Annotated in this window: 13 protein-coding genes; 7 read left to right on the top strand and 6 right to left on the bottom strand. The window is 70.4% G+C overall.

The features are described from left to right. Entirely contained in the window at positions 1-1,254 is a 1,254-nt protein-coding gene (locus AB6807_RS10265; protein WP_371084463.1) for a septal ring lytic transglycosylase RlpA family protein, read from the bottom strand. Beyond that, the gene (gene glnE, locus AB6807_RS10260) at positions 1,247-4,051 is read right to left on the bottom strand and encodes a bifunctional [glutamate--ammonia ligase]-adenylyl-L-tyrosine phosphorylase/[glutamate--ammonia-ligase] adenylyltransferase (protein ID WP_371084462.1); all 2,805 of its coding nucleotides are present in this window, start codon (positions 4,049-4,051) and stop codon (positions 1,247-1,249) included. Before glnE ends, AB6807_RS10265 begins: the two co-directional genes overlap by 8 nt. A gap of 25 nt (positions 4,052-4,076) precedes the next feature. Between glnE and AB6807_RS10255 the strand changes: the two genes are divergently transcribed. The 4 genes from AB6807_RS10255 to AB6807_RS10240 are packed head-to-tail and all read left to right on the top strand — an operon-like array spanning position 4,077 to position 11,893. Further along, positions 4,077-8,333: a YhdP family protein gene (locus AB6807_RS10255; RefSeq protein WP_371084461.1), complete on the top strand. Its 4,257-nt coding sequence runs from the start codon at positions 4,077-4,079 to the stop codon at positions 8,331-8,333. After that, positions 8,330-9,145, top strand: a complete 816-nt coding sequence (locus AB6807_RS10250; RefSeq protein ID WP_371084460.1) for a carbon-nitrogen hydrolase family protein — start codon at positions 8,330-8,332, stop codon at positions 9,143-9,145. Before AB6807_RS10255 ends, AB6807_RS10250 begins: the two co-directional genes overlap by 4 nt. 2 nt (positions 9,146-9,147) lie before the next feature. Beyond that, entirely contained in the window at positions 9,148-11,229 is a 2,082-nt protein-coding gene (locus tag AB6807_RS10245) for a nitrogen regulation protein NR(II) (protein WP_371084459.1), read from the top strand. Between the two features lie 37 nt (positions 11,230-11,266). Continuing rightward, a complete protein-coding gene (locus AB6807_RS10240) occupies positions 11,267-11,893 on the top strand; it encodes a response regulator transcription factor (RefSeq protein WP_093129028.1) in 627 nt (208 codons plus the stop codon). Positions 11,894-11,931: 38 nt separating this feature from the next. Here the strand turns inward: AB6807_RS10240 and AB6807_RS10235 are convergent, their stop codons facing one another. The 3 genes from AB6807_RS10235 to AB6807_RS10225 all read right to left on the bottom strand — a co-directional run bounded on the left by AB6807_RS10235 (position 11,932) and on the right by AB6807_RS10225 (position 13,645). Beyond that, complete coding sequence (locus AB6807_RS10235) at positions 11,932-12,498, bottom strand: OmpA family protein (RefSeq protein WP_116910380.1); 567 nt, start codon at positions 12,496-12,498, stop codon at positions 11,932-11,934. A gap of 92 nt (positions 12,499-12,590) precedes the next feature. Next, a complete protein-coding gene (locus AB6807_RS10230) occupies positions 12,591-13,250 on the bottom strand; it encodes an OmpA family protein (RefSeq protein ID WP_116910379.1) in 660 nt (219 codons plus the stop codon). A 197-nt stretch (positions 13,251-13,447) separates the two neighbouring features. Then, positions 13,448-13,645, bottom strand: coding sequence for a hypothetical protein (locus tag AB6807_RS10225; RefSeq protein WP_371084458.1), 198 nt, complete (start codon positions 13,643-13,645; stop codon positions 13,448-13,450). Between AB6807_RS10225 and AB6807_RS10220 the strand changes: the two genes are divergently transcribed. Continuing rightward, positions 13,644-14,795: a murein transglycosylase A gene (locus AB6807_RS10220; protein WP_116910377.1), complete on the top strand. Its 1,152-nt coding sequence runs from the start codon at positions 13,644-13,646 to the stop codon at positions 14,793-14,795. The two genes, AB6807_RS10225 and AB6807_RS10220, sit on opposite strands and share 2 nt — an antisense overlap. A 204-nt stretch (positions 14,796-14,999) precedes the next feature. Continuing rightward, positions 15,000-17,048, top strand: coding sequence for a PhoX family phosphatase (locus AB6807_RS10215; protein WP_371084457.1), 2,049 nt, complete (start codon positions 15,000-15,002; stop codon positions 17,046-17,048). Between the two features lie 16 nt (positions 17,049-17,064). Here AB6807_RS10215 and AB6807_RS10210 read toward each other — a convergent pair whose 3' ends face one another. Further along, positions 17,065-17,538 carry an Lrp/AsnC family transcriptional regulator gene (locus tag AB6807_RS10210; RefSeq protein ID WP_116910375.1) on the bottom strand — a complete coding sequence of 158 codons (474 nt, stop codon included), beginning with the start codon at positions 17,536-17,538 and terminating at the stop codon, positions 17,065-17,067. Between the two features lie 105 nt (positions 17,539-17,643). Here AB6807_RS10210 and mdeB point away from each other — a divergent pair, with 105 nt between their 5' ends. Further along, the gene (mdeB, locus tag AB6807_RS10205; RefSeq protein WP_371084456.1) at positions 17,644-20,331 is read left to right on the top strand and encodes an alpha-ketoglutarate dehydrogenase; all 2,688 of its coding nucleotides are present in this window, start codon (positions 17,644-17,646) and stop codon (positions 20,329-20,331) included. Positions 20,332-20,370 lie beyond the last annotated feature (39 nt).

Raw genomic sequence — 20,370 nt, 5'->3', positions numbered from 1 at the left:
TCAGCGCCTTTCCACCACCATCGGTGAAATGCGCAGGCTGTCGCGCAACTGCGTGACCGCCTCGCCGGCCGCGCTGCGCGACGGGAACGGCCCCGCCTGCAGCCGGTGCGTGCCCGCCTCGTTGAACACGCGCAGCTGCGACGCCAGCGAGGGCAGGCCGCGCGCGGCCTGGTTCAGCAGGGTCTCGGCGCCATCGCGTTCGCGAAAGGCACCGAGCTGCACCCAGAAGCCCTGCAGTGCGGCCGACGGCGCAGGTGCGCCGGGCGGCAGCGGCGGAGGCGACGAAGGTGCCGCCTGCAGCGGCGCGAGGTCGTTGACCACGATGGCGGGCCCGGACGGCGCGGACGGCACAGAAGGTTGGAAAGAAGGCGACCTGGCAGGCGGCACGGACGGCGGCGATTGCGCCGACTCCGGCTCGGCCCCGCTCCCGGCCGGCATCGCCGAGGTCATCGGCGTCTGTGGCGCCACCGGCATGGTCGAGGCCGGCGGCGGCAGGTCGTTGTAGGCCGCGCCCACGGGCGCCACCCATTCGGCCGGCACCTGCACCTGCTGGGCGCTCGCCACGCGCGTGGCCGGCATGCGCACCGGAACGGCCAGCGGCGAGGCCATGGGTGCCGCGACCGGCGCGGCAGCCGCATACGCCGTGCCGTCATCCCGCCGCCATGCGCCGGTGCGGATGTCTTCGTTGGTGATCCGCTCGATCTCCACCGGCGCCACGCCGCGCAGCAGGTCGAGCTTCAGCGCGGCCGTGTAGCTCAGGTCGATGACGCGGCCGTCGACGAAGGGGCCGCGGTCGTTCACGCGCACCACCACTTCGCGTCCGTTGGCCGGGTTGCGCACGCGCACATAGCTCGGCAGCGGCAGCGTCTTGTGCGCGGCCGTCATGGCGTACATGTCGTAGGGCTCGCCGCTGGACGTGGAGGCCGCGTGAAATTTGCTGCCGTACCAGGAGGCCAGCCCCGATTCGCGGAACGGCCGGTCGTCGGTCAGCGGCGCGTAGCCGCGGCCCAGCACCGTGTACGGCTTGCTGGTGCCGCCGCTGGTGCGGATGGGTTCGATGCGGGGCTCGGCGTCGGGCACGCTGGCCAGGTTCGGTGGAATGTTCGAGCCCGGGCCGTCCCGGCCGCTGGCGACGCCACCGCTGCTTCCACTGTTTCCACGGGGGCCGCTGGCGCAGCCAGCCAGAACAATGGCCACGGCCACCGCGCAGGCGCCCAGCGCGGTCGTCGCGCGCGAACGGCCGCCGTCAGCCAAACACGGCCTTCCACAGCGCCAGCATGGCGTCGCGCTCGGCGGCCAGTGCGGGCGGGGTGACCTGCGTGGGCTCTTCGTTCAGCCGCGCGCGATGCTGCACGCGGCGCAGCTCGCGGTAGGCGCGCGCGGCGCTGCGGCCCACGCCCTCGGGCAGCATGCCGGCCAGTTCGGCGCGCAGCAGCAGCGCGATGTTGCCCACGTTGGGAATCAGCTCGGGGTGCTCGCCGGACGACGACAGCACCAGGAACTGCACCGCGAACTCGGCATCGACCATGCCGCCGGGGCTGTGCTTCACGTCGAAGTGGCCGGCCTTCACCGGCCGCGCGCCGCGCAGCTTGTCGCGCATGGCGATGATCTCGGCCTTCAGCGCCTCGCGGTCGCGCGGCGCCACCAGCACGGCCTCGCGCACCTGGTCGAAGCGCGCGCCCAGTTCGGCGCCGTGGTCCTCGCTGCCCAGCACGAAGCGCGCGCGCGTCATGGCCTGGTGCTCCCAGGTCCACGCGGTGTTGCTGCCGCGGCCGAGCTGGTACTTCTCGTAGGCCTGGAAGCTGGTGGTCAGCAGGCCCGAGTTGCCGTTGGGCCGCAGCGCCGTGTCGATCTCGAACAGGTCGCCCTCGCGCGTCTTCACGGTGAGCCAGTTGATCAGCTTGCGCACATAGGCCGCGTACACCTCGCCGGCGCGTTCGTCGTCGTCGTCGTAGACGAACACGATGTCCAGGTCGCTGCCGTAGCCCAGCTCTTTTCCGCCCAGCTTGCCGTAGCCGATGATCGCGAACTGCGCCACCTCGCGGTGCCGGTTGCGCACATGCGGCCAGCACCAGCGCGCGGTCACGCGCAGCGTGGTGTCGGCCAGCGCGCTCAGGTCGTCGGCCACCTGCTCCACGGTGATGCGGCCGTCCACGTCGCGCGCCAGGGTGCGGAACACCTCGGCGTGGTGCGCGTGGCGCAGCAGGTTCAGCAGGCGCTCCTCGTCGGCCTCGCCGGTGCGGGTGAGCGAGGCGTGGCGCGCTTCGAGCTCACGCTCGAATTCCGCGGCCACGAAGCGGCCCGACAGCATCTCGTCGCTTGCCAGCTCGTCGATCACGCCGGGGTGTTGCAGCAGGTAGCGCGCCGGCCACTTGGCCGAGCCCAGCAGGCGCAGCAGGCGCTCCTGCACGGCGGGGCGTTCGACCAGCAGCGCCAGGTAGCTCTCGCGGCGCATCAGCGGCTCGATCCAGTCGGCCCAGCGCAGCGCGGCATCGACGTGGCGCGGCGTCTGGCCTTCGCCGTCGCCGTCGGGCTCCTTCAGCCAGGTGCCGGTGCGCTGCACCAGCTGGCGCAGCCGTGCGCGGGTTTCCTCGCGCAGCGCCAGCACGCGCGGTTGCTCGCACCAGTCGCGAATGCGCTCGGCGAAGGCGGGCGGCAGGTCGTCGAGCAGGTCGGCCAGCTCGGCGGGCGCGGCGGCCTTCTTGCCGCTGCACTTGCCGTTGCAGGGCTTTTCGCCGCCGAGCAGCTTGTCGAACTCCTGCGCCACGAATTCGCGGTGCGTGTCGAGTTGCGCCAGGAAGGGGCAGGTGTCGGCATAGCCCAGGGTCTGGGCAATCCAGCGCAGGTCGTCGTCGGCCACCGGCAGCACGTGGGTCTGCTGGTCGTCCAGGTATTGAATGCGGTGCTCCACCCGGCGCAGGAACTCGTAGGCCTGCGCCAGCGCGTCGGCGGTTTCCTGCGGCATGAGGTTGGCGCGCGCCAGGCGCTGCAGCGCGTCGAGCGTGGGCCGCGTGCGCAGCTCGGGAAACTGGCCGCCGCGCACCACCTGCAGCAGCTGCACGGTGAACTCGATCTCGCGGATGCCGCCGCGCGACAGCTTCACGTCGTTGGCGCGTTCGGGCCGGCCCGCGCTGCGGCGCGCCGACTGCTCGCGAATCTGCCGGTGCAGCACGCGCAGCGCATCGAACACGCTGTAGTCGAGGTAGCGGCGGAACACGAAGGGCAGCACCGCCCCGCGCAGGCCCTGGGCCTGGCCCGCCAGCACGATGTCGCGCGGCGCCACCACGCGGCTCTTCATCCAGGCAAAGCGCTCCCACTCGCGGCCCTGCACCTGGAAATACTCTTCCAGCGCATCGAGCGAGACCACGCTCGGCCCCGAGTTGCCGTTGGGCCGCAGCGCCAGGTCGACGCGGAACACGAAGCCGTGCTCGGTGGTGTCGCCCACCAGCGCGTAGATGCGCTTCACGGCGCGCGAGAAGTACTCCTGGTTCGACAGCCGCCCGCGGCCGTCGGCGTCGCCGCGGGTCTCGCCGTCGAGGTCGTAGAGGTAGATCAGGTCGATGTCGCTCGACACGTTCAGCTCGCGCGCGCCCAGCTTGCCCATGCCCACGATCCACAGCTGCGCGCGCTGGCCGTCGGGGCCCAGCGGTGCGCCGTGCACGGTGTCGAGCTCGTGGCAGGCGTCCTCGCAGGCGAGGTCGAGCGCCAGCTCGGCCAGCTCGGTGACGGCGGTGGTCACCACGGCCAGCGGCGCCTGCGCGTCGCAATCGAGGGTGACGAGCCGCTCCATCACCAGCTGCCGCACAATCCTCAGTGCATCGCCCACGCTGTCCCCACGTCGGCGCAATGCCTCGTAAGCCACAGTCATCGAATCGCGCCGCGGCGCGCCAGGGGGAAGCAATGAAAGCTCGGCCGCATACCTGCGACGCAGGCGCTGCACGAAGCGGGAGTAGGAGGAGGACGCGATCTGCGCGACGGGCGTCGAAGTGGCTGGCAACTGGTTCACACTGCTATCGGTTTCCGTGGAACCCCTCTGAATGCTGGCGGTCATAATTCCCGACACAGCGCGATCCTCAATGAACGACACGGCGTCTTCCCCTTCACGTCTGCTCAAAATCACCGCTGTGACGGCGCGCTGGCTGTTGGGTCTGTTGATCGCCGCATGGCTTCTGCTGGCGCTGTCAGTCGTGGTCCTGCACGCGTGGATTGTGCCGCGAATCGGTGATTTTCGCGGCGCCCTGGAAGCACAGGCTAGCAAGGCCATCGGCGTGCCGGTGCGCATCGGCTCGATCACCGCCCGCTCCGAAGGGCTTTTTCCGGCCTTCGAATTGCGCGACGTGGTGTTGCAGGACGCCGACCAGCGCGAGGCGCTGCGCCTCGTGCGCGTGGTGGCCAGCGTGTCGCCGCGCTCGCTCTGGCGGCTGAACTTCGAGCAGCTCTACATCGAGGGCCCGCAGCTCGACGTGCGCCGCGACACTCAGGGAAAACTCCATGTGGCTGGATTGCACATGGCCACCGACACCACCGGAGAAACCCGCGGCGCCGACTGGTTTTTTGCGCAGCGCGAACTGGTGATCGAAGGCGGCACCGTGCGCTGGACCGACGAGCTGCGCCAGGCCGAGCCGCTGATGCTCACCGACGTGCGCTTCGTCGCGCGCAACACCGCGCGCCGCCACGGCCTGCGGCTCGACGCCACGCCGCCGGCAGGCTGGGGCGAGCGCTTCACCCTGCGCGGGCAGTTCCGCCAGCCGCTGCTGTCCATCCGCAGCGGCCACTGGCAGACCTGGGACGGGCAGCTCTACGCCGACCTGCCCTACATCGACGTCACGCGCCTGGGCCAGTACGTGTCGCTGGACGCGCGCATCCGCGAAGGCAACGGCGCGCTGCGCGTGTGGGCCGACGTGGACGACGGCCAGGTCGTAGGCGGCGCGGCCGACCTGGGGCTGGCCAAGGTCGACGTCTCGCTCGACAAGGGCCTGCAGCCGCTGGTGCTGCGCGCCGTCACCGGCCGCCTGGCCGGCCTGCTGACCGAAGACACGCTCGAGTTCTCGACCACCGCGCTGCAGTTCGACACCAGCGACGGCCTGCGCTGGCCCGGCGGCAACCTGTGGCTGCAGCACACGCCCAACAAGGGCCGCACGCCCGAGCACGGCGCCATGCGCGCCGACCGGCTCGACCTGGCCGCGCTGGCGCTCATCGCCGACCGGCTGCCGCTCGGCGCGGCCACGCACAAGGTGCTCGATGCCTATGCGCCGCGCGGGCTGGTGGAGCACATCGACGTCAACTGGCAGGGCTCGCTGGGCGCGCCCGAGCGCTACCAGGCCAAGGGCCGCATCGTCGGCCTGCGCGTGGCCTCGCAGCCGGGCGCGAGCGACGCGGCGGCCACGGCACCGGCATCGACCACGACATCCACCACGGCATCGACCACCACGCCGAGCGCACCCACGACCACCGCCGCGGCCAACGCGGCAGCCGCCACACCGCCCAAGGTCCACCCCGGCACGCCCGGCCTGAGCGGCGCCACCGTCGACTTCGACGCCACCCACACCGGCGGCACCGCCACGCTGGCCATCGCGCAGGGCACGCTCGAATTCCCCGGCGTGTTCGAGGAGCCGGTGATTCCCATCGACCGGCTTTCCACCCAACTGCAGTGGAAGCTCGACAAGGGCAACGCGCAACTCCAGGTGTCGAAGCTCAGCTTCGCCAACACCGACGCCGAGGGCGACGCCCAGGCCAGCTGGCGCACCAGCGACCCGGCCGCCTCGAGCAGCAAGGCGCGCTTTCCGGGCGTGCTCGACCTGCAGGGCAAGCTCACGCGCGCCGACGGCACGCGCGTGTTCCGCTACCTGCCGCTGGACATTCCCCAGCACACGCGCGACTACGTGCGCGACGCCGTCACCAAGGGCACCGCCAGCAGCGTCGACTTCCGCGTGCGCGGCGACCTGCACGACATGCCCTTCATGGACCCGAAGCTGGGCGACTTCCGCATCGCGGCCAAGGTGGCCGATGTCGACTACGCCTACGCACCCCCTCGCAACCCGCCCACCGCCGCGCGCAACGGCATGCCCCCGCCCGTGTGGCCGCCGCTCACGGCGCTGTCCGGCGAGCTGGTGTTCGAGCGCGCCGGCATGCTGGTGCGCAACGCGCGCGGCCGGCTGGTCGGCGCGCCGGGCGTGGAGGTGACCAGGGCCGAGGCGCAGATTGCCGACATGTCGCACCACGCCTCCCTGCTGCGCGTGGACGCGCAGGCCAAGGGCCCGCTCGCCGAGGTGCTGCGCGCGGGCGCGCCGCTGGCGGGCGAAACCGGCGAGATCATGCTGCGCGCGCGCGCCACCGGTTCGGCCGACTACAAGCTGCACCTGGAGCTGCCGCTCGCCGCCATGGACAACGCCAAGGTGCAGGCCAGCGTGGTGCTGGCCGACAACGAGCTGCAGGTCGTGCCCGAGGCCCCCAGCTTCAGCCAGGCCAAGGGCACGCTCAACTTCACCGAGACCGGCTTCGCGCTGGCCAACGTGCAGGCGAAGCTGCTCGGCGGCGACATCCGCGTGGAAGGCCGCGGCCGCTTCAGCGGGCCCAACCGCGAAGTGGCGCTGAAGGCGCAGGGCACCGCCACCGCCGACGGCCTGCGCGGCGCGCGCGAGGTCGACTGGCTGGCCCGCCTGGCCAGGAAGGCCACGGGCAGCACGCCCTACGCGGCCACCTTCTCGATGCGCGACGGCACGCCCGAGTTCTCGCTCACCAGCAGCCTGCAGGGCCTGGCGCTGCAACTGCCGCCGCCGCTCGTGAAGACCGCCGAGGAGCAGATGCCGCTGCGCATCGAGAAGAAGGTGCTGGCGCGCGAAACCCGCGCGGGCACGGCCGTGCCCGTGGGCACTGCCACGCAGGACCAGCTGCTGCTCGACCTCGGCCGCGTCGGCAGCGTGCAGTACGTGCGCGACCTGGTGGGCGGCGAGGCCCGCGTGGCGCGCGGCAGCATCGGCATCGGCCTGTCGGCGGGCGAGACGGCCGCGCTGCCCGACAAGGGCGTGTTCGCCAACATCAACGTGGCCAAGCTCGACACCGCCGCGTGGCAGGCGCTGGTCGGCGAGGCCACCGGTTCCGCGCAGGCCGCGCCGGTGGCGTCCGGCACGGCCGCCACCGAAACGCCCGAGCGCGCCGACGACCCGTCGATGGCCTACCTGCCCACGCGCATCGCCGTGCGCGCGCAGCAGCTCGCCGTGGCCGGCCGCACGCTGCACAACGTGGTGCTCGGCGGCACGCGCGACGGCGCCCTGTGGCGCGCCAACATCGACGCCACCGAGCTCAGCGGCTACGCCGAGTACCGCCACACGCAGGCCGGGCGCCTGTATGCGCGGCTCGCGCGGCTGAAGATCGCGCCCAGCGAGGCCACCCAGGTCGAGACCCTGCTCGACGAGCAGCCCGGCACGCTGCCCGCGCTGGACATCGTGGTGGACGACTTCGAGCTGCTCGGCAAGCGCCTGGGCCGCGCCGAGATCGACGCCGTCAACCGCGGCGGCGCGGGCCGCGAATGGGCGCTCAACAAGCTCGCCTTCACCATGCCCGAGGCCAGCTTCGCCGCCAAGGGCACCTGGGCCGGCGTGCCCGGCGGCACGGCCGGCCAGCGCCGCACCGGCATGACCTTCAGGCTCGACATCGCCGATGCCGGCGAGCTGCTCGCGCGCTTCGGCATGCCGGGCGTGCTGCGCCGCGGCAAGGGCCGGCTGGAGGGCGACGTCAACTGGAGCGGCTCGCCGTTCTCGCTCGACTACCCCAGCCTGGGCGGCCAGCTGCAGGTCGACGTGGAGCAGGGCCAGTTCCTGAAGGCCGACCCGGGCCTGGCCAAGCTGCTGGGCGTGCTGAGCCTGCAGGCGCTGCCGCGGCGCCTCACGCTCGACTTCCGCGACGTGTTCAGCCAGGGCTTCGCCTTCGACTTCATTCGCGGCGACGCAAAGATCGCCAAGGGCATCGCCAGCACCAACAACCTGCAGATGAAGGGCGTGAACGCCGCCGCGCTGATGGACGGCTCGGCCGACATCGTGCGCGAGACCACCGACCTGCGCGTGGTGGTGGTGCCCGAGATCACCGCCGGCACGGCCGCGCTGGTGGCCACGGCCATCAACCCGGCCATCGGGCTGGGCGCCTTCCTGGCCCAATGGGTGCTGAGCAAGCCGCTGTCGGCCGCCGCCACGCAGGAATTTCACGTCGAAGGCACCTGGGCCGACCCCAAGATCGCGAAGGTGCCGCGCTCGCTGCAGCTGCTGCCGCAGGGCATTCCTTCGATGCCGGGCCTATCGGGCGCGAACGAAGGCAAGAAACAGGAGACCACGCAATGAAAGTCGCAGCCATCCAGATGGTGTCCGCCATCGCCCGCGAAGCCAACCTCGCACGCGCCCACGAGCTGCTCGCGCAGGCCGCCGCCGCCGGCGCCGAGCTGGCCGTGCTGCCCGAGTATTTCTGCATGATGGGCGCGCGCGACACCGACAAGCTGGCCCTGCGCGAGACCGCGGGCGCGGGCACGGTGCAGGGCTTCCTGGCCGACGCGGCGCGCGAGTTCGGGCTGTGGATCGTGGGCGGCACGCTGCCGATAGAAAGCACCGATGCCGAGCATGTGTTCAACAGCTCGCTCGCCTTCTCGCCCGAGGGCAAGTGCGTGGCGCGCTACGACAAGATCCACCTCTTCTATTTCGACAACGGCACCGAGCGCTACGACGAGCGCCGCGTCATCGCGCCAGGCCACGAGCCCGTGGTGTTCGAGCTGCCTTCGCGCGACGGCCACGCCTGGCGCGTGGGCATGAGCGTGTGCTACGACCTGCGCTTTCCGGAGCTGTACCGCGCGCTGGCCAGGCAGGGCGCCGACCTGATGCTGGTGCCCAGCGCGTTCACGCGCACCACCGGCGCCGCGCACTGGGAGGTGCTGCTGCGCGCCCGCGCCATCGAGAACCTGGCCTGGGTGGTCGCGCCCGCGCAGGGCGGCACGCACGAAAACGGCCGCCACACCTGGGGCCAGTCGCTGGTGGTCGACCCCTGGGGCTCGGTGGTGGCGCAGCAGGCCACCGGCGAGGGCGTGGTGCTGTTCGACATCGACGCCGCGCAGGTCGCGCGCACACGGGCGCAACTGCCCGTGCTGTCCCACTGCGTGCTCTAGCGATGTCCGATGCGCTGCTGACCGTCGCACCGCAGCGGTGGGCGCTGCTGGCGCTCGCGCGGCTGCGCTCGCTGTGGCAGCGCTGGTTCCTGTGGCTGCTGCTGGCGGTGCTGGTGTCGGCGCTGCTGGTCACGGTGGTGTGGCTGGCGGGCCGGCACGAGGTGGAGCAGGTGCAGGCCGCGCTCGACCGCGACACGGCCGACGCCGTCTCCGACCTGCGCAGCGGCTTCCAGCGCAATGCGCAGAGCCTGCGCGCCACGCAGGCCCCGGGCGCCGACCGCGCGCTGTGGCCCGACATCGCGGCCTCGCTGCTGCGCGAGCACCGCGAGTGGCTGCGGCTCGAGTGGCGCGACGCCGCGCTGCGCCCGCTGCAGGCCGTCAACACGCCCTACCGCATGCGCATCCTCGACGAGGCCACGCGCGGCGCCGAGCAGTCCGACGTCACGCTGGCCTGCGCCGCCGCGCGCAAGCTGGGCGCGCCGGCCTACTCGCCGAGCCACTACGTGCCCATTGCCGGCGGCGGCGGCGTCGAGGTGATGGAGCTGTGCGTGCCCATCGACGCGGGCGGCTACCTGGTGGCCAGCTATTCGCTGCGCGACGCGCTCATCGAGCTGGTCGGCCCCACGCTCACGCGCGGGCAGGAGGTGGCCTTCACCGAGGCCGACGGCACGCGGCTGGTGGCGCTGGGCACCTCGCGGCGCACCGGCACGCGGGTGTTCACCTCGCAGCAGCTCATCGACCTGCCGGGCACCGCGCTGATGCTGCGCGTGGACGGCTGGCGCGCCGCGCCCGACCTGTTCCCCAACATGCTCACCGCGCTGGTCACGGCCATTTCCATCGCGCTGGTGTCGGTGCTGGTGCTGCTGGCGCGCGACACCCGCCGCCGCCTGCGCGCCGAGCGCGACCTGGCCGACGCGCTGGCCTTTCGCAAGGCGATGGAAGACTCGGTCATCACCGGGCTGCGCGCGCGCGACCTGCAGGGCCGCATCACCTACGTGAACCCGGCCTTCTGCGAGATGGTGGGCTTCAGCCCCGAGGAGCTGATGGCGGGCAACGCCGAAACACCCGCCGCCCCCGGCGCACCCAGCGCACCCGAAGCGCCCTATTGGCCCACCGAGCTGGCGCACGAATACCAGCAGCGCCAGGCCCGCCGCCTGGCCGGCGGCATGCCGCCGCGCGAGGGCTTCGAGTCGGTCTTCATGCGCAAGGACGGCACGCGCTTTCCGGTGCTGATCTTCGAGGCCCCGCTCATCAACGCGCACAAGGTGCAGACCGGCTGGATGAGCGCCTTCATCGACGTGAGCGAGCAGCGCCGCATCGAGGAACTGTCGCGCGCCAGCCAGGAGCGCCTGCAGGCCAGCGCGCGGCTGGCCACCGTGGGCGAGATGGCCTCGCTGCTCAGCCACGAGCTCACGCAGCCGCTGGCCGCCATTGCCAGCTACGCGAGCGGCTCGCTCAACCTGCTCGGCCCGCACGCCAAGGGCGACCAGGGCGAGGTGGCGATGGCCGTGCGGCGCATTGCCGAGCAGGCCGACCGCGCCGGCCAGGTGATTCGCAGCGTGCACGACTTCGTGCGCCGGCGCGACCGCACGCGCGAGCCCGTGGCGCCGCAGGCGCTGATCGACGCGGTGCTGCCGCTGGTGCGGTTGCAGGCGCGCAAGCTGGGCGTGATCATCGAGGTGGTGTTCGAAGACAAGCTGCCCGCGGCCATGTGCGACCGCACCCTGGTCGAGCAGGTGCTGCTGAACCTGGCGCGCAACGCCATGCAGGCCATGGACAGCCCCGACAACGTCGGCAGCCGCGTGCTGCGCCTGCGCGTGGCGCGCGCCGTGGCGGTGGGCGGCACCGGGCAGGAAGACGGCCGGCGCTGGATCGAGTTCTCGGTGGCCGACCTGGGCTGCGGCATCGGCGCCGAAGTGGCCGAGCGGCTGTTCACGCCCTTTTTCACCACGCGCGCCGACGGCATGGGGCTCGGCCTGAGCCTGTGCCGCACGGTGGTGGAGCAGCACGGCGGGGCGCTGGTGTTCGAGCCCAACAAGCCGCGCGGCACCGTCTTTCGCTTCACGCTGCCGGCCGCCGGCTGACGCCGCGTTCAACCAACAATCTCCTGGACCTCATGGCATGCAACCGCTGATCGATGGCTTGATCTTTATCGTGGACGACGACGCCAGCGTGCGCGAGGCGCTGGCCTGGCTGCTGCGTTCGCGGCGCCTGGCGAGCGAGCATTTCGGCAGCGCCGAGGCGTTCGAGCAGTTTCTCGACCAAGGCCCGCTGCCCGAGCAGCCGCTGTGCCTGCTGCTGGACGTGCGCATGCCCGGCACCAGCGGGCTGGTGCTGTTCGACCGGCTGGTGGAGCGCGGGCTGCTGCCCGCGATGCCGGTCATCTTCCTGACGGGCCATGCCGACGTGCCCACGGCGGTGGACGCCGTGAAGCGCGGCGCCTTCGACTTCTGCGAGAAGCCGTTCTCGGACAACGCGCTGGTCGACCGCATCGAGCATGCGCTGAATGCGTCGCTGCAGGCGCTCGAGGTGCAGCGCCTGCGCCGCGGCCTGGCCGAGCGCATCGCCGAGCTGACCGACCGCGAGCGCGACGTGATGCGGCTCGTGGTCGAGGGCTTGCCGAACAAGCTGATTGCCGACCAGCTCGCGATCAGCGTGCGCACGGTGGAGGTCCACCGCGCGCGCGTGTTCGACAAGATGGAAGTGAAGTCGGCGGTGGAGCTGGCCAACCGCCTCAGGGACCTCTAGAGGTCGCCTGAAAGCTCAGGGCTTCAGAGCTTCTGGCCTCAGGCTTTTTCCGCCACGAAGATTTCCACGCGGCGGTTCTGCGCCCGGCCTGCCGCCGTGGCGTTGTCCGCCAGCGGTTCGCGCGAGCCGCGGCCGTCGGTGGTGATGGCCGTGGTCGACACGCCGCGGCCCACCAGGTGGTTGCGCACGCTGTCGGCGCGGCTCACCGAGAGGCGTTCGTTGCCTTCTTCGCTGCCCGTGCTGTCGGTGTGGCCGATCACGCGCACGCTGGCGGCGGTGGCGCTCTTCAGGCCGCCGGCGACCTTGTCGAGCACCTGCGCCAGGTTGCGCTTGACGTTGGCGCGGCCCGTGTCGAACGAGAGTTCGTTCGGAATCACCACGTGCAGCTGGTTGTCGGCGGTCTGCTCGATCACCGCGCCCGTTCCCTTGGTCGATGCCTCGAGGTCGGTCTTCAGCGCCGCGAGGCGCGCCGTCCAGCTGTTGGCTGGGGCAGCGGCGACCGGTGGGGCCGGTTCGGCCGCGGCCGGCGGTGGCGACTGCGAAGCGCAGCCCGCGACGAAAACCAGCGCGGCCATGGCGGCGCCGGCAACAACAAACTTCCTCATGAGTTTCCCTCTCTATGGACCAATGGAATGGTGGCGGGAACCGGCCTTTCGGCGCGGCCGTGTTCCCTGTGCGGTAAGGCCGCGAACCCGGGTCAGCCTCGCGGTGCGCGTTCACCCACGTAGATTTCGACGCGGCGATTCTGTGCCCGGCCTGTGTCGCTGTTGTTATCGGCGATCGGTTCGCGCGAACCGCGGCCTTCGATGCGGAAGGCCGCCGCGTTCACGCCGCGCGCCACGAGGTAGTCGCGCGTGCTGGCCGCGCGGTCGACCGACAGCGGGTTGTTGATGGCGTCCGAGCCGGTGCTGTCGGTGTGGCCGATGATGCGCACCTCGGCGTTCGGGTTGTTGCGCAGGCCATTGGCGAATTGGTCGAGCACGGGCGCGAAGTTCGACTTGATGTTGGCGCGGCCCACGTCGAACGACACGTCGCTCGGGATCTGCAGCTTCAGCTCGTTGTTGGGCGTTTGCGTGACGGCGATGCCCGTGCCTTGCGTGGCGGCTTCCATCTGGCGCTTCTGGTTTTCCATGCGCTGCGACCACAGGTAGCCGCCCAGCGCGCCGGCTGCCGCGCCGACCACCGCGCCCGTGCCGATGGCACCGCGGTTGCCGCCGGTGGCCGAGCCGATGGCCGCACCGCCCAGGGCGCCGATGCCGGCACCGATGCCGGTGTTGCGTTGCGTGTCGCTCATGCCGCCGGCGCAGCCGGACAGGACGACAGCGGCGGCACAGGTGGCGAGTACGAATTTTTTCATGGCGTTTCCCTTTCAAGGTTGAGTCAAGCGGGCCACAGCTTAGCTCCGGGGAGCACGCGATGGTACGGCCTCAAAGCCCTACGGAAAATAAGAAAAGCTTCGCAATCGCCCATGAATGCTACGATGATTGCTACTAAAGTAATAGCAACGGGGTGCTTCTCCGACACACGGCATCGGCATCGGGCTACGCGCGGACTTCAGGGTCGAGGCGGCGTGCTGTTCTTTGCGGTGCCCGGGCGGTCGAAGCCGTCGGAGGTGTCCGGGGTGCCGCGGTGGGCGTCGGCATCGTCCTCGTCGTGCAGCTCACCCTTCTTGCGCCCGGAAAACATGGTCCACCAGATGATCAAGATGAACACGAGTCCCGCGGCGAGGGCTTCAAGCAGAATCAAACCCATGAGAAATGGACTCCAGTGGCTGGTCGGGCTTGTGATCGTAGCAACGCTCGCGGCCTGTTCCACCGGCCCGCGCGCACCCGACGTGCCCACCCGCCCCCCCGCCATCACCCCGCCGCGCGACCTCGGTCCGCTCACCGGCTCGCTCGCGCACCCCAAGAGCCGCTGGGTGCCGGTCGGCTGGTCGGAGCTGCCGGGCTTCGGCGAAGACCCGCTGCATGAAGCGTGGATCGCGCTGCTGGCCAACTGCTCGCGCCCCAACGCCGCCTTCGCGCCGCTGTGCCGCGACGTGCGCCAGCTCACCATCGCCACGCCCGAAGAGCAGCGCCAGTGGATGACCGACCGGCTGCAGCCCTACCGCGTGGAAGCGCTCAACGGCCAGACCGAAGGCAAGCTCACCAGCTACTACGAGCCGGTGTACGAGGCCTCGCGCACGCCCACCGCCACCTTCAACGTGCCGATCTACCAGGCGCCCGAGGGCCTCGCGCCGCGCCGCCCCTGGTACACGCGGCAAGAGATCGAGACGCTGCCCGAGGCGCAGGCCGCGCTGCGCGGGCGCGAGATCGCGTGGATGGCCGACCCCATCGACGCGCTGATGCTGCACATCCAGGGCTCGGGGCGCCTGCGCATCACCGAGGCCAACGGCTACCAGCACACCGTGCGCATGGCCTTCTCGGCCACCAACGAGCAGCCCTACCGCAGCGTGCAGCAGTGGCTCATGAGCCAGGGCGTGAGCAAGGTCGGCAAGTGGCCCGACGACACCAAGGCCTGGGCCGCGCAGAACCCGCAGCGCGTGCCGCAACTGCTGTGGAGCAACCCGCGCTACGTGTTCTTCCGCGAGGAGACCATGAGCGAGGTCGACGCCGCCTTCGGCCCGCGCGGTGCGCAGGGCGTGCCGCTGACGGCGGGGCGCTCCATCGCGGTCGACCGCGAGAGCATTCCCTACGGCACGCCGGTGTGGCTTGCGTCCAACGGACCGGCGGCGCAATTGCAGAAACTGGTGGTCGCGCAAGACACCGGCAGCGCCATCCTCGGCGCGGTGCGCGCGGACTACTTCGCGGGCACCGGCGCCGATGCCGGGCGGCTGGCCGCGAGCATGAACCAGCCGCTGCGGTTGTGGGCCTTGTGGCCCCGGCAGTTGCCGGCGCCCTGATTCGAAACGGGCCCGGCGCAAGGGCCTGTTCCCTGTTTTCCAGACGACCGGCGCGCCCTCGCGGCGCGCCTTGTCATGGTTCTGTCATGCGCGATGCATGGTTCCGTCACGGGCGCCTTTTAAGGTTCGCGGGCTGACGAGAGGCTGACTTCTTTTGACTTCAGACCTCACGGCGATCCCCTCCCACGATCTCTGGAAAACAAAATGACCGATTCCACCAAGGCGCCCGGCGCCTCCCGTCGCCACGCCCTCAAGTTGCTCGGCGCCGCGCCCATGTTGCCACTGGGCGGTGTCGCCTTCCTGACCGCTTGCGGCGGCGGCGGCGACGGCGGCCAGACCTTCCTGCCCATCGCGCCCGCCCCGGCGCCGGCACCCGCTCCGGCCCCTGCGCCCACGCCGAACTTCGTTTCGGCCGAGTTCACCGGCATGGCCGCGCCCACGCTGGCCGACCCCGCCGCCATGGCCACCACCACGGTCGGCTCCACGCTGAAGATCGCCTTCGACAACGGCAGCTCCACCGAATACAAGCTGGCCTACCAGCCCTTCTTCCTGACCGGCGACCTGGTGTCTGACGGCAAGGGCGGCAAGGTGCTGGCCGGCGGTTACTACGACAGCAAGAACCAGCCCATCCTGGACAAGTCGGTGCCGGCCAACACGCGCCAGTTCTACTCCGACAGCCCCGACGGCACCTCGCTGCTGAGCGTGCCCAATGCCAAGGTCGACGGCGTCAAGGGCAAGCCGGTCTTCGCCGTGGTCCAGTTCGAATACACCACGCGCGACCTCGCCGGCAACAGCACCTACGGCACGCTGCCCTCGCCGATCGCGGTGCTCACGCTCGACCAGGACCAGACCACCGGCAAGCTCAGCCTGGTGAAGTACCACAACGTCGACATGTCCAGCGCCCACGGCCTGTGGATCACCTGCGGCGCCAGCCTGTCGCCCTGGGGCACCCACCTGTCGAGCGAGGAGTACGAACCCGACGCGGCCAGCATCGCCACCAACACCATGTTCAAGGCCTACAGCAAGAACGTGTTCGGCGACGAGACCACGGCCAACCCGTACCACTACGGCCACCTGCCCGAGATCACGGTCAATGCCGACGGCACCGGCAGCGTGAAGAAGCACTACTGCCTGGGCCGCATCTCGCACGAGCTGATCCAGGTCATGCCCGACAACCGCACCGCCATCATGGGCGACGACTACACCAACGGCGGCTTCTTCATGTTCGTCGCCGACAAGGAAAAAGACCTGTCGGCCGGCACGCTCTACGTCGCCAAGTACGACGCGGGCTACTCGATCGACCCGGCCGCCGCCGCCGCCAAGATGAGCTGGATCAAGCTCGGCCACGCCACCAGCGCCGAGATCGAAGCCCTGGCCAATACGCTGAAGGCCTCGGACATCCTCGACGTGGTGTACGCCGTGCAGAACGGCAGCAACGACGCCACGCCGCTCGCCCCGGCGACGCCGGTCGACGGCACCTACACGCTGATGTACTGCGACGGCAAGGCCAACTGGGTCCGCCTGAAGCCCGGCATGGAGAAGGCCGCCGCCTTCCTGGAGACCCACCGCTACGCCAACCTCGTGGGCGCCAGCATGGCCTTCACCAAGATGGAAGGCACGACCGTCAACATCAAGGACAAGATCGCCTACTCCGCGCTGCAGAACATCCAGGACTCGATGGTCAGCGGCGGCAAGGGCTGGACGGCGGGCACCAACATCGCCCTGCCGAAGAAGCTCAGCGCCGGCGGCGTGATGGCCCACAACCTCGCGGGCGGCCAGAAGGACGCCGGCAGCACCTCGATCAACAGCGACTGGGTGCCCACGCAGACCCGCGCGCTCATCGTCGGCGAGGACATCGCCTCCGATGCCCTGGGCAACACCTCGAATCCGAACACGATCGGCAACCCGGACAACCTGAAGTTCTCCGAGAAGATGCGCACGCTGTTCATCGGCGAGGACAGCAGCAGCCACGTCAACAACTTCCTGTGGGCGTACAACGTCGACACCAAGAAGCTGGTGCGCATCATGTCGATTCCCGCGGGCGGCGAGTCGACCGGCCTGCACGCGGTGGACGAGATCAACGGCTGGACCTACATCATGAGCAACTTCCAGCATCCGGGCGACTGGGGCAGCATCCACGCCAAGGTGCAGGCCACGCTCGACCCGTACGTGCGCGCGAACTACAAGGAACGCTACGCCGCCGCCGTCGGCTACCTCACCGCCGACCCGATCCAGCCCAAGCTGGCCAAGTAAGCGGCTTGCCCGCTGTTCAGGACGGCGCTGTCGGCAACGGCAGCGCCGTTTTGTATCTCACCTGCTTGAGCGCGAAGCTCGAGCGGATCTTCTCGATGCCTGGAATCGGCGTGAGCTGTTCCATGATGAATTTTTCGAGCGCCGCCATGTCGGCCACCGCGATGCGAATGAGGTAGTCGCGGTCGCCCGTCATCAGGTAGCACTCCATCACCTCGTCGTGCTCGGCGATGCGCTGCTCGAAGTCGGCCAGCGACTGCTTGCTTTGCGTGCGCAGGCTGATCGAGATGAACACGTTCAGCCCCAGGCCCAGCGCCTTCGGGTTGGCAAGCGCCACGTAGCGGTCGATGACGCCGTTGGTTTCCAGCGCCTTCACGCGCGCCAGGCAGGGCGAGGGCGACAGGTGCACGCGGCGCGCGAGCTCCACGTTCGACAGCGCGCCGTCGCGCTGCAGTTCGTCGAGGATGCGCAGGTCGATGGCGTCGAGTTGCATGAAATGCCGTCTCCAATTCTGTTTTAGAAATTTTATGCTGCGACCTTGGCACGGATTTGCGAGCGCCGGTAGCTAATTTTCCTGGGTGCGGCCTAAAGTGCCGGTATGAACGCCCCGATCTCGCCCGACCAGATGCGCGCCCTGTTGCTGGACGCGTCGCCCACGCCGCTGTCGCACGACCCCGACCCCGCGGAAACCGCCGAATGGCGCGACGCCTTCCTGGCGCTGGCGCAAACGCAGGGCCCGCAGCGCGCGCGGCAGATGCTGGTGGAGCTGGCCCGGCTGGCGCGCCAGCAGCGCATCGGCTGGCAGCCCGAGCTGGCGACGCCGTACGTCAACACCATCGCCGCGCAAGACCAGCCGCCGTTCCCCGGTGACCTCGCCGTGGAAGAAAAGCTCGCCTCGCTGATGCGCTGGAACGCGCTGGCCATGGTGGCCAAGGCCAACCAGGCCTACGGCGAACTCGGCGGCCACATTGCCAGCTACGCGAGCGCGGCCGACCTGTTCGAGACCGGCTTCAACCACTTCTTTCATGCGCGCAGCGAACACCACCGCGGCGACCTGGTGTTCTTCCAGCCGCACAGCGCGCCCGGCGTGTACGCGCGTGCGTACCTCGAGGGCCGCCTGAGCGAAGAAGACCTGGCGCACTACCGCCAGGAGCTCACGGCCCCCGCCTTCACGCAGGGCACGGGCGCGCGCGGCCTCAGCAGCTATCCGCACCCGTACCTGATGCCGGACTTCTGGCAGTTCCCCACCGGCTCGATGGGCATCGGCCCCATCAGCTCGATCTACCACGCGCGCTTCATGCGCTACCTCACGCACCGCAACCTGCTGAACTGCGAGGGCCGCAAGGTGTGGGGCGTGTTCGGCGACGGCGAAATGGACGAGCCCGAATCCATGAGCGCGCTGACGCTGGCCGCGCGCGAGAAGCTCGACAACCTCGTGTGGGTCGTCAACTGCAACCTGCAGCGCCTGGACGGCCCGGTGCGCGGCAACGGCCGCATCATCGACGAGCTCGAGAAGCTCTTCGCCGGCGCGGGCTGGAACGTCGTCAAGCTCGTGTGGGGCAGCGACTGGGACGGCCTCTTCGCGCAGGACGTGAGCGGCGCGCTGGCGCGCGTCTTCGCGGAAACCGTCGACGGCCAGATGCAGACCTTTGCCGCGAAGGACGGCCGCTTCAACCGCGACAACTTCTTCGGCCAGAACCCCGAACTCGCGCGCCTGGCCGAGGGCATGACCGACGAGCAGATCGACCGCCTGAAGCGCGGCGGCCACGACCTCGTGAAGATCCACGCGGCCTACGCCGCCGCGGCCGCGCACAAGGGCCAGCCCACCGTCATCCTCGCCCACACCAAGAAGGGCTACGGCATGGGCAGCGCCGCGCAGGGCAAGATGACCACGCACTCGCACAAGAAGATGGGCGACGTGGACCTCATCGAGTTCCGCGACCGCTTCAACCTGCCGCTGAGCGACGCGCAGGCCACCGCCATGGACTTCTACCGCCCGCCGGAAGACAGCGCCGAGATGCGCTACCTGCGCCAGCACCGCGAAGCCCTGGGCGGCGCCATGCCGCGGCGCGAGACCGCATGCGACGTGGTGCCCAAGCCCGACATCGCCAGCTACGCGCAGTTCGCCACGGCCGCCGCCGGCAAGGAAATGAGCACCACCATGGCCTTCGTGCGCATGCTGGGCAACCTCATGAAGGACAAGGCCCTGGGCCCGCGCATCGTGCCCATCGTGGCCGACGAGGCACGCACCTTCGGCATGGCCAACCTGTTCAAGCAGGTGGGCATCTACTCGAGCGTGGGCCAGCGCTATGCGCCCGAAGACATCGGCTCGGTGCTGAGCTACCGCGAGGCCACCGACGGGCAGATCCTGGAAGAAGGCATCAGCGAGGCCGGCGCCATCGCGAGCTGGACGGCCGCGGCCACCAGCTACAGCGTGCACGGGCTGGCGATGCTGCCCTTCTACATCTACTACTCGATGTTCGGCTTCCAGCGCGTGGGCGACGCCATCTGGGCGGCGGCCGACCAGCGCGCGCGCGGCTTCCTGCTGGGCGCCACCTCGGGCCGCACCACGCTCGGCGGCGAAGGCCTGCAGCACCAGGACGGCAGCAGCCACCTAGTGGCCGCGACCATTCCCAACTGCAAGGCCTACGACCCGGCCTACGCGGGCGAGATGGCGGTGATCGTCGATGCGGGCATCCGCGAAATGATGGTCGAGCAGAAGGACGTTTTCTACTACGTCACGCTCATGAACGAGAACTACGCGCAGCCCGACGTGCCCGCGGGCGCGGAGAGCGACATCCTGCGCGGCTGCTACCGCTTCGGTGTGTACACGCCCACCTCCGGCAAGGCGCAGAAGAAGGTCACGCTCATGGGCTCGGGCGCCATCCTCACCGAGGTGGTGAAGGCCGCGCAGCTGCTGGCCGACGAAGGCATCGAGGCCGAGGTGTTCAGCGTGACGAGCTGGAGCGAGCTGGCACGCGACGGCGCGGCCTGCGAGCAGCGCGCACTGGCCGGCGCGAGCGCGGAAGAAGCCGGCACCGCCTTCATCGCGCAGCAGCTCGGCAAGGGCGAGGGCGAGGGTATGAACACCTCGCCGATCGTCGCCGCCACCGACTACGTGCGCGCCGTGCCCGAGAGCGTGCGCGCCTTTTTGCCGGAAGGCCGGCGCTACCTCACGCTGGGCACCGACGGCTTCGGGCGCAGCGACACGCGCGCCGCGCTGCGCGGGTTCTTCGGGGTGGACGCGGCCAGCATCGCGAACGCCGCGCGGCACGCGCTGCGCTGAGCCCACGCAGCCGGGGGGCGTGCGCGGGCGCGCCCGCGC

This window comes from Variovorax sp. RCC_210 (genome assembly GCF_041355175.1).
Lineage (GTDB): Bacteria > Pseudomonadota > Gammaproteobacteria > Burkholderiales > Burkholderiaceae_C > Variovorax.
The sequence above is the reverse complement of the archived record's forward strand: the minus strand, read 5'-3'. Positions and strand labels throughout refer to the sequence as shown.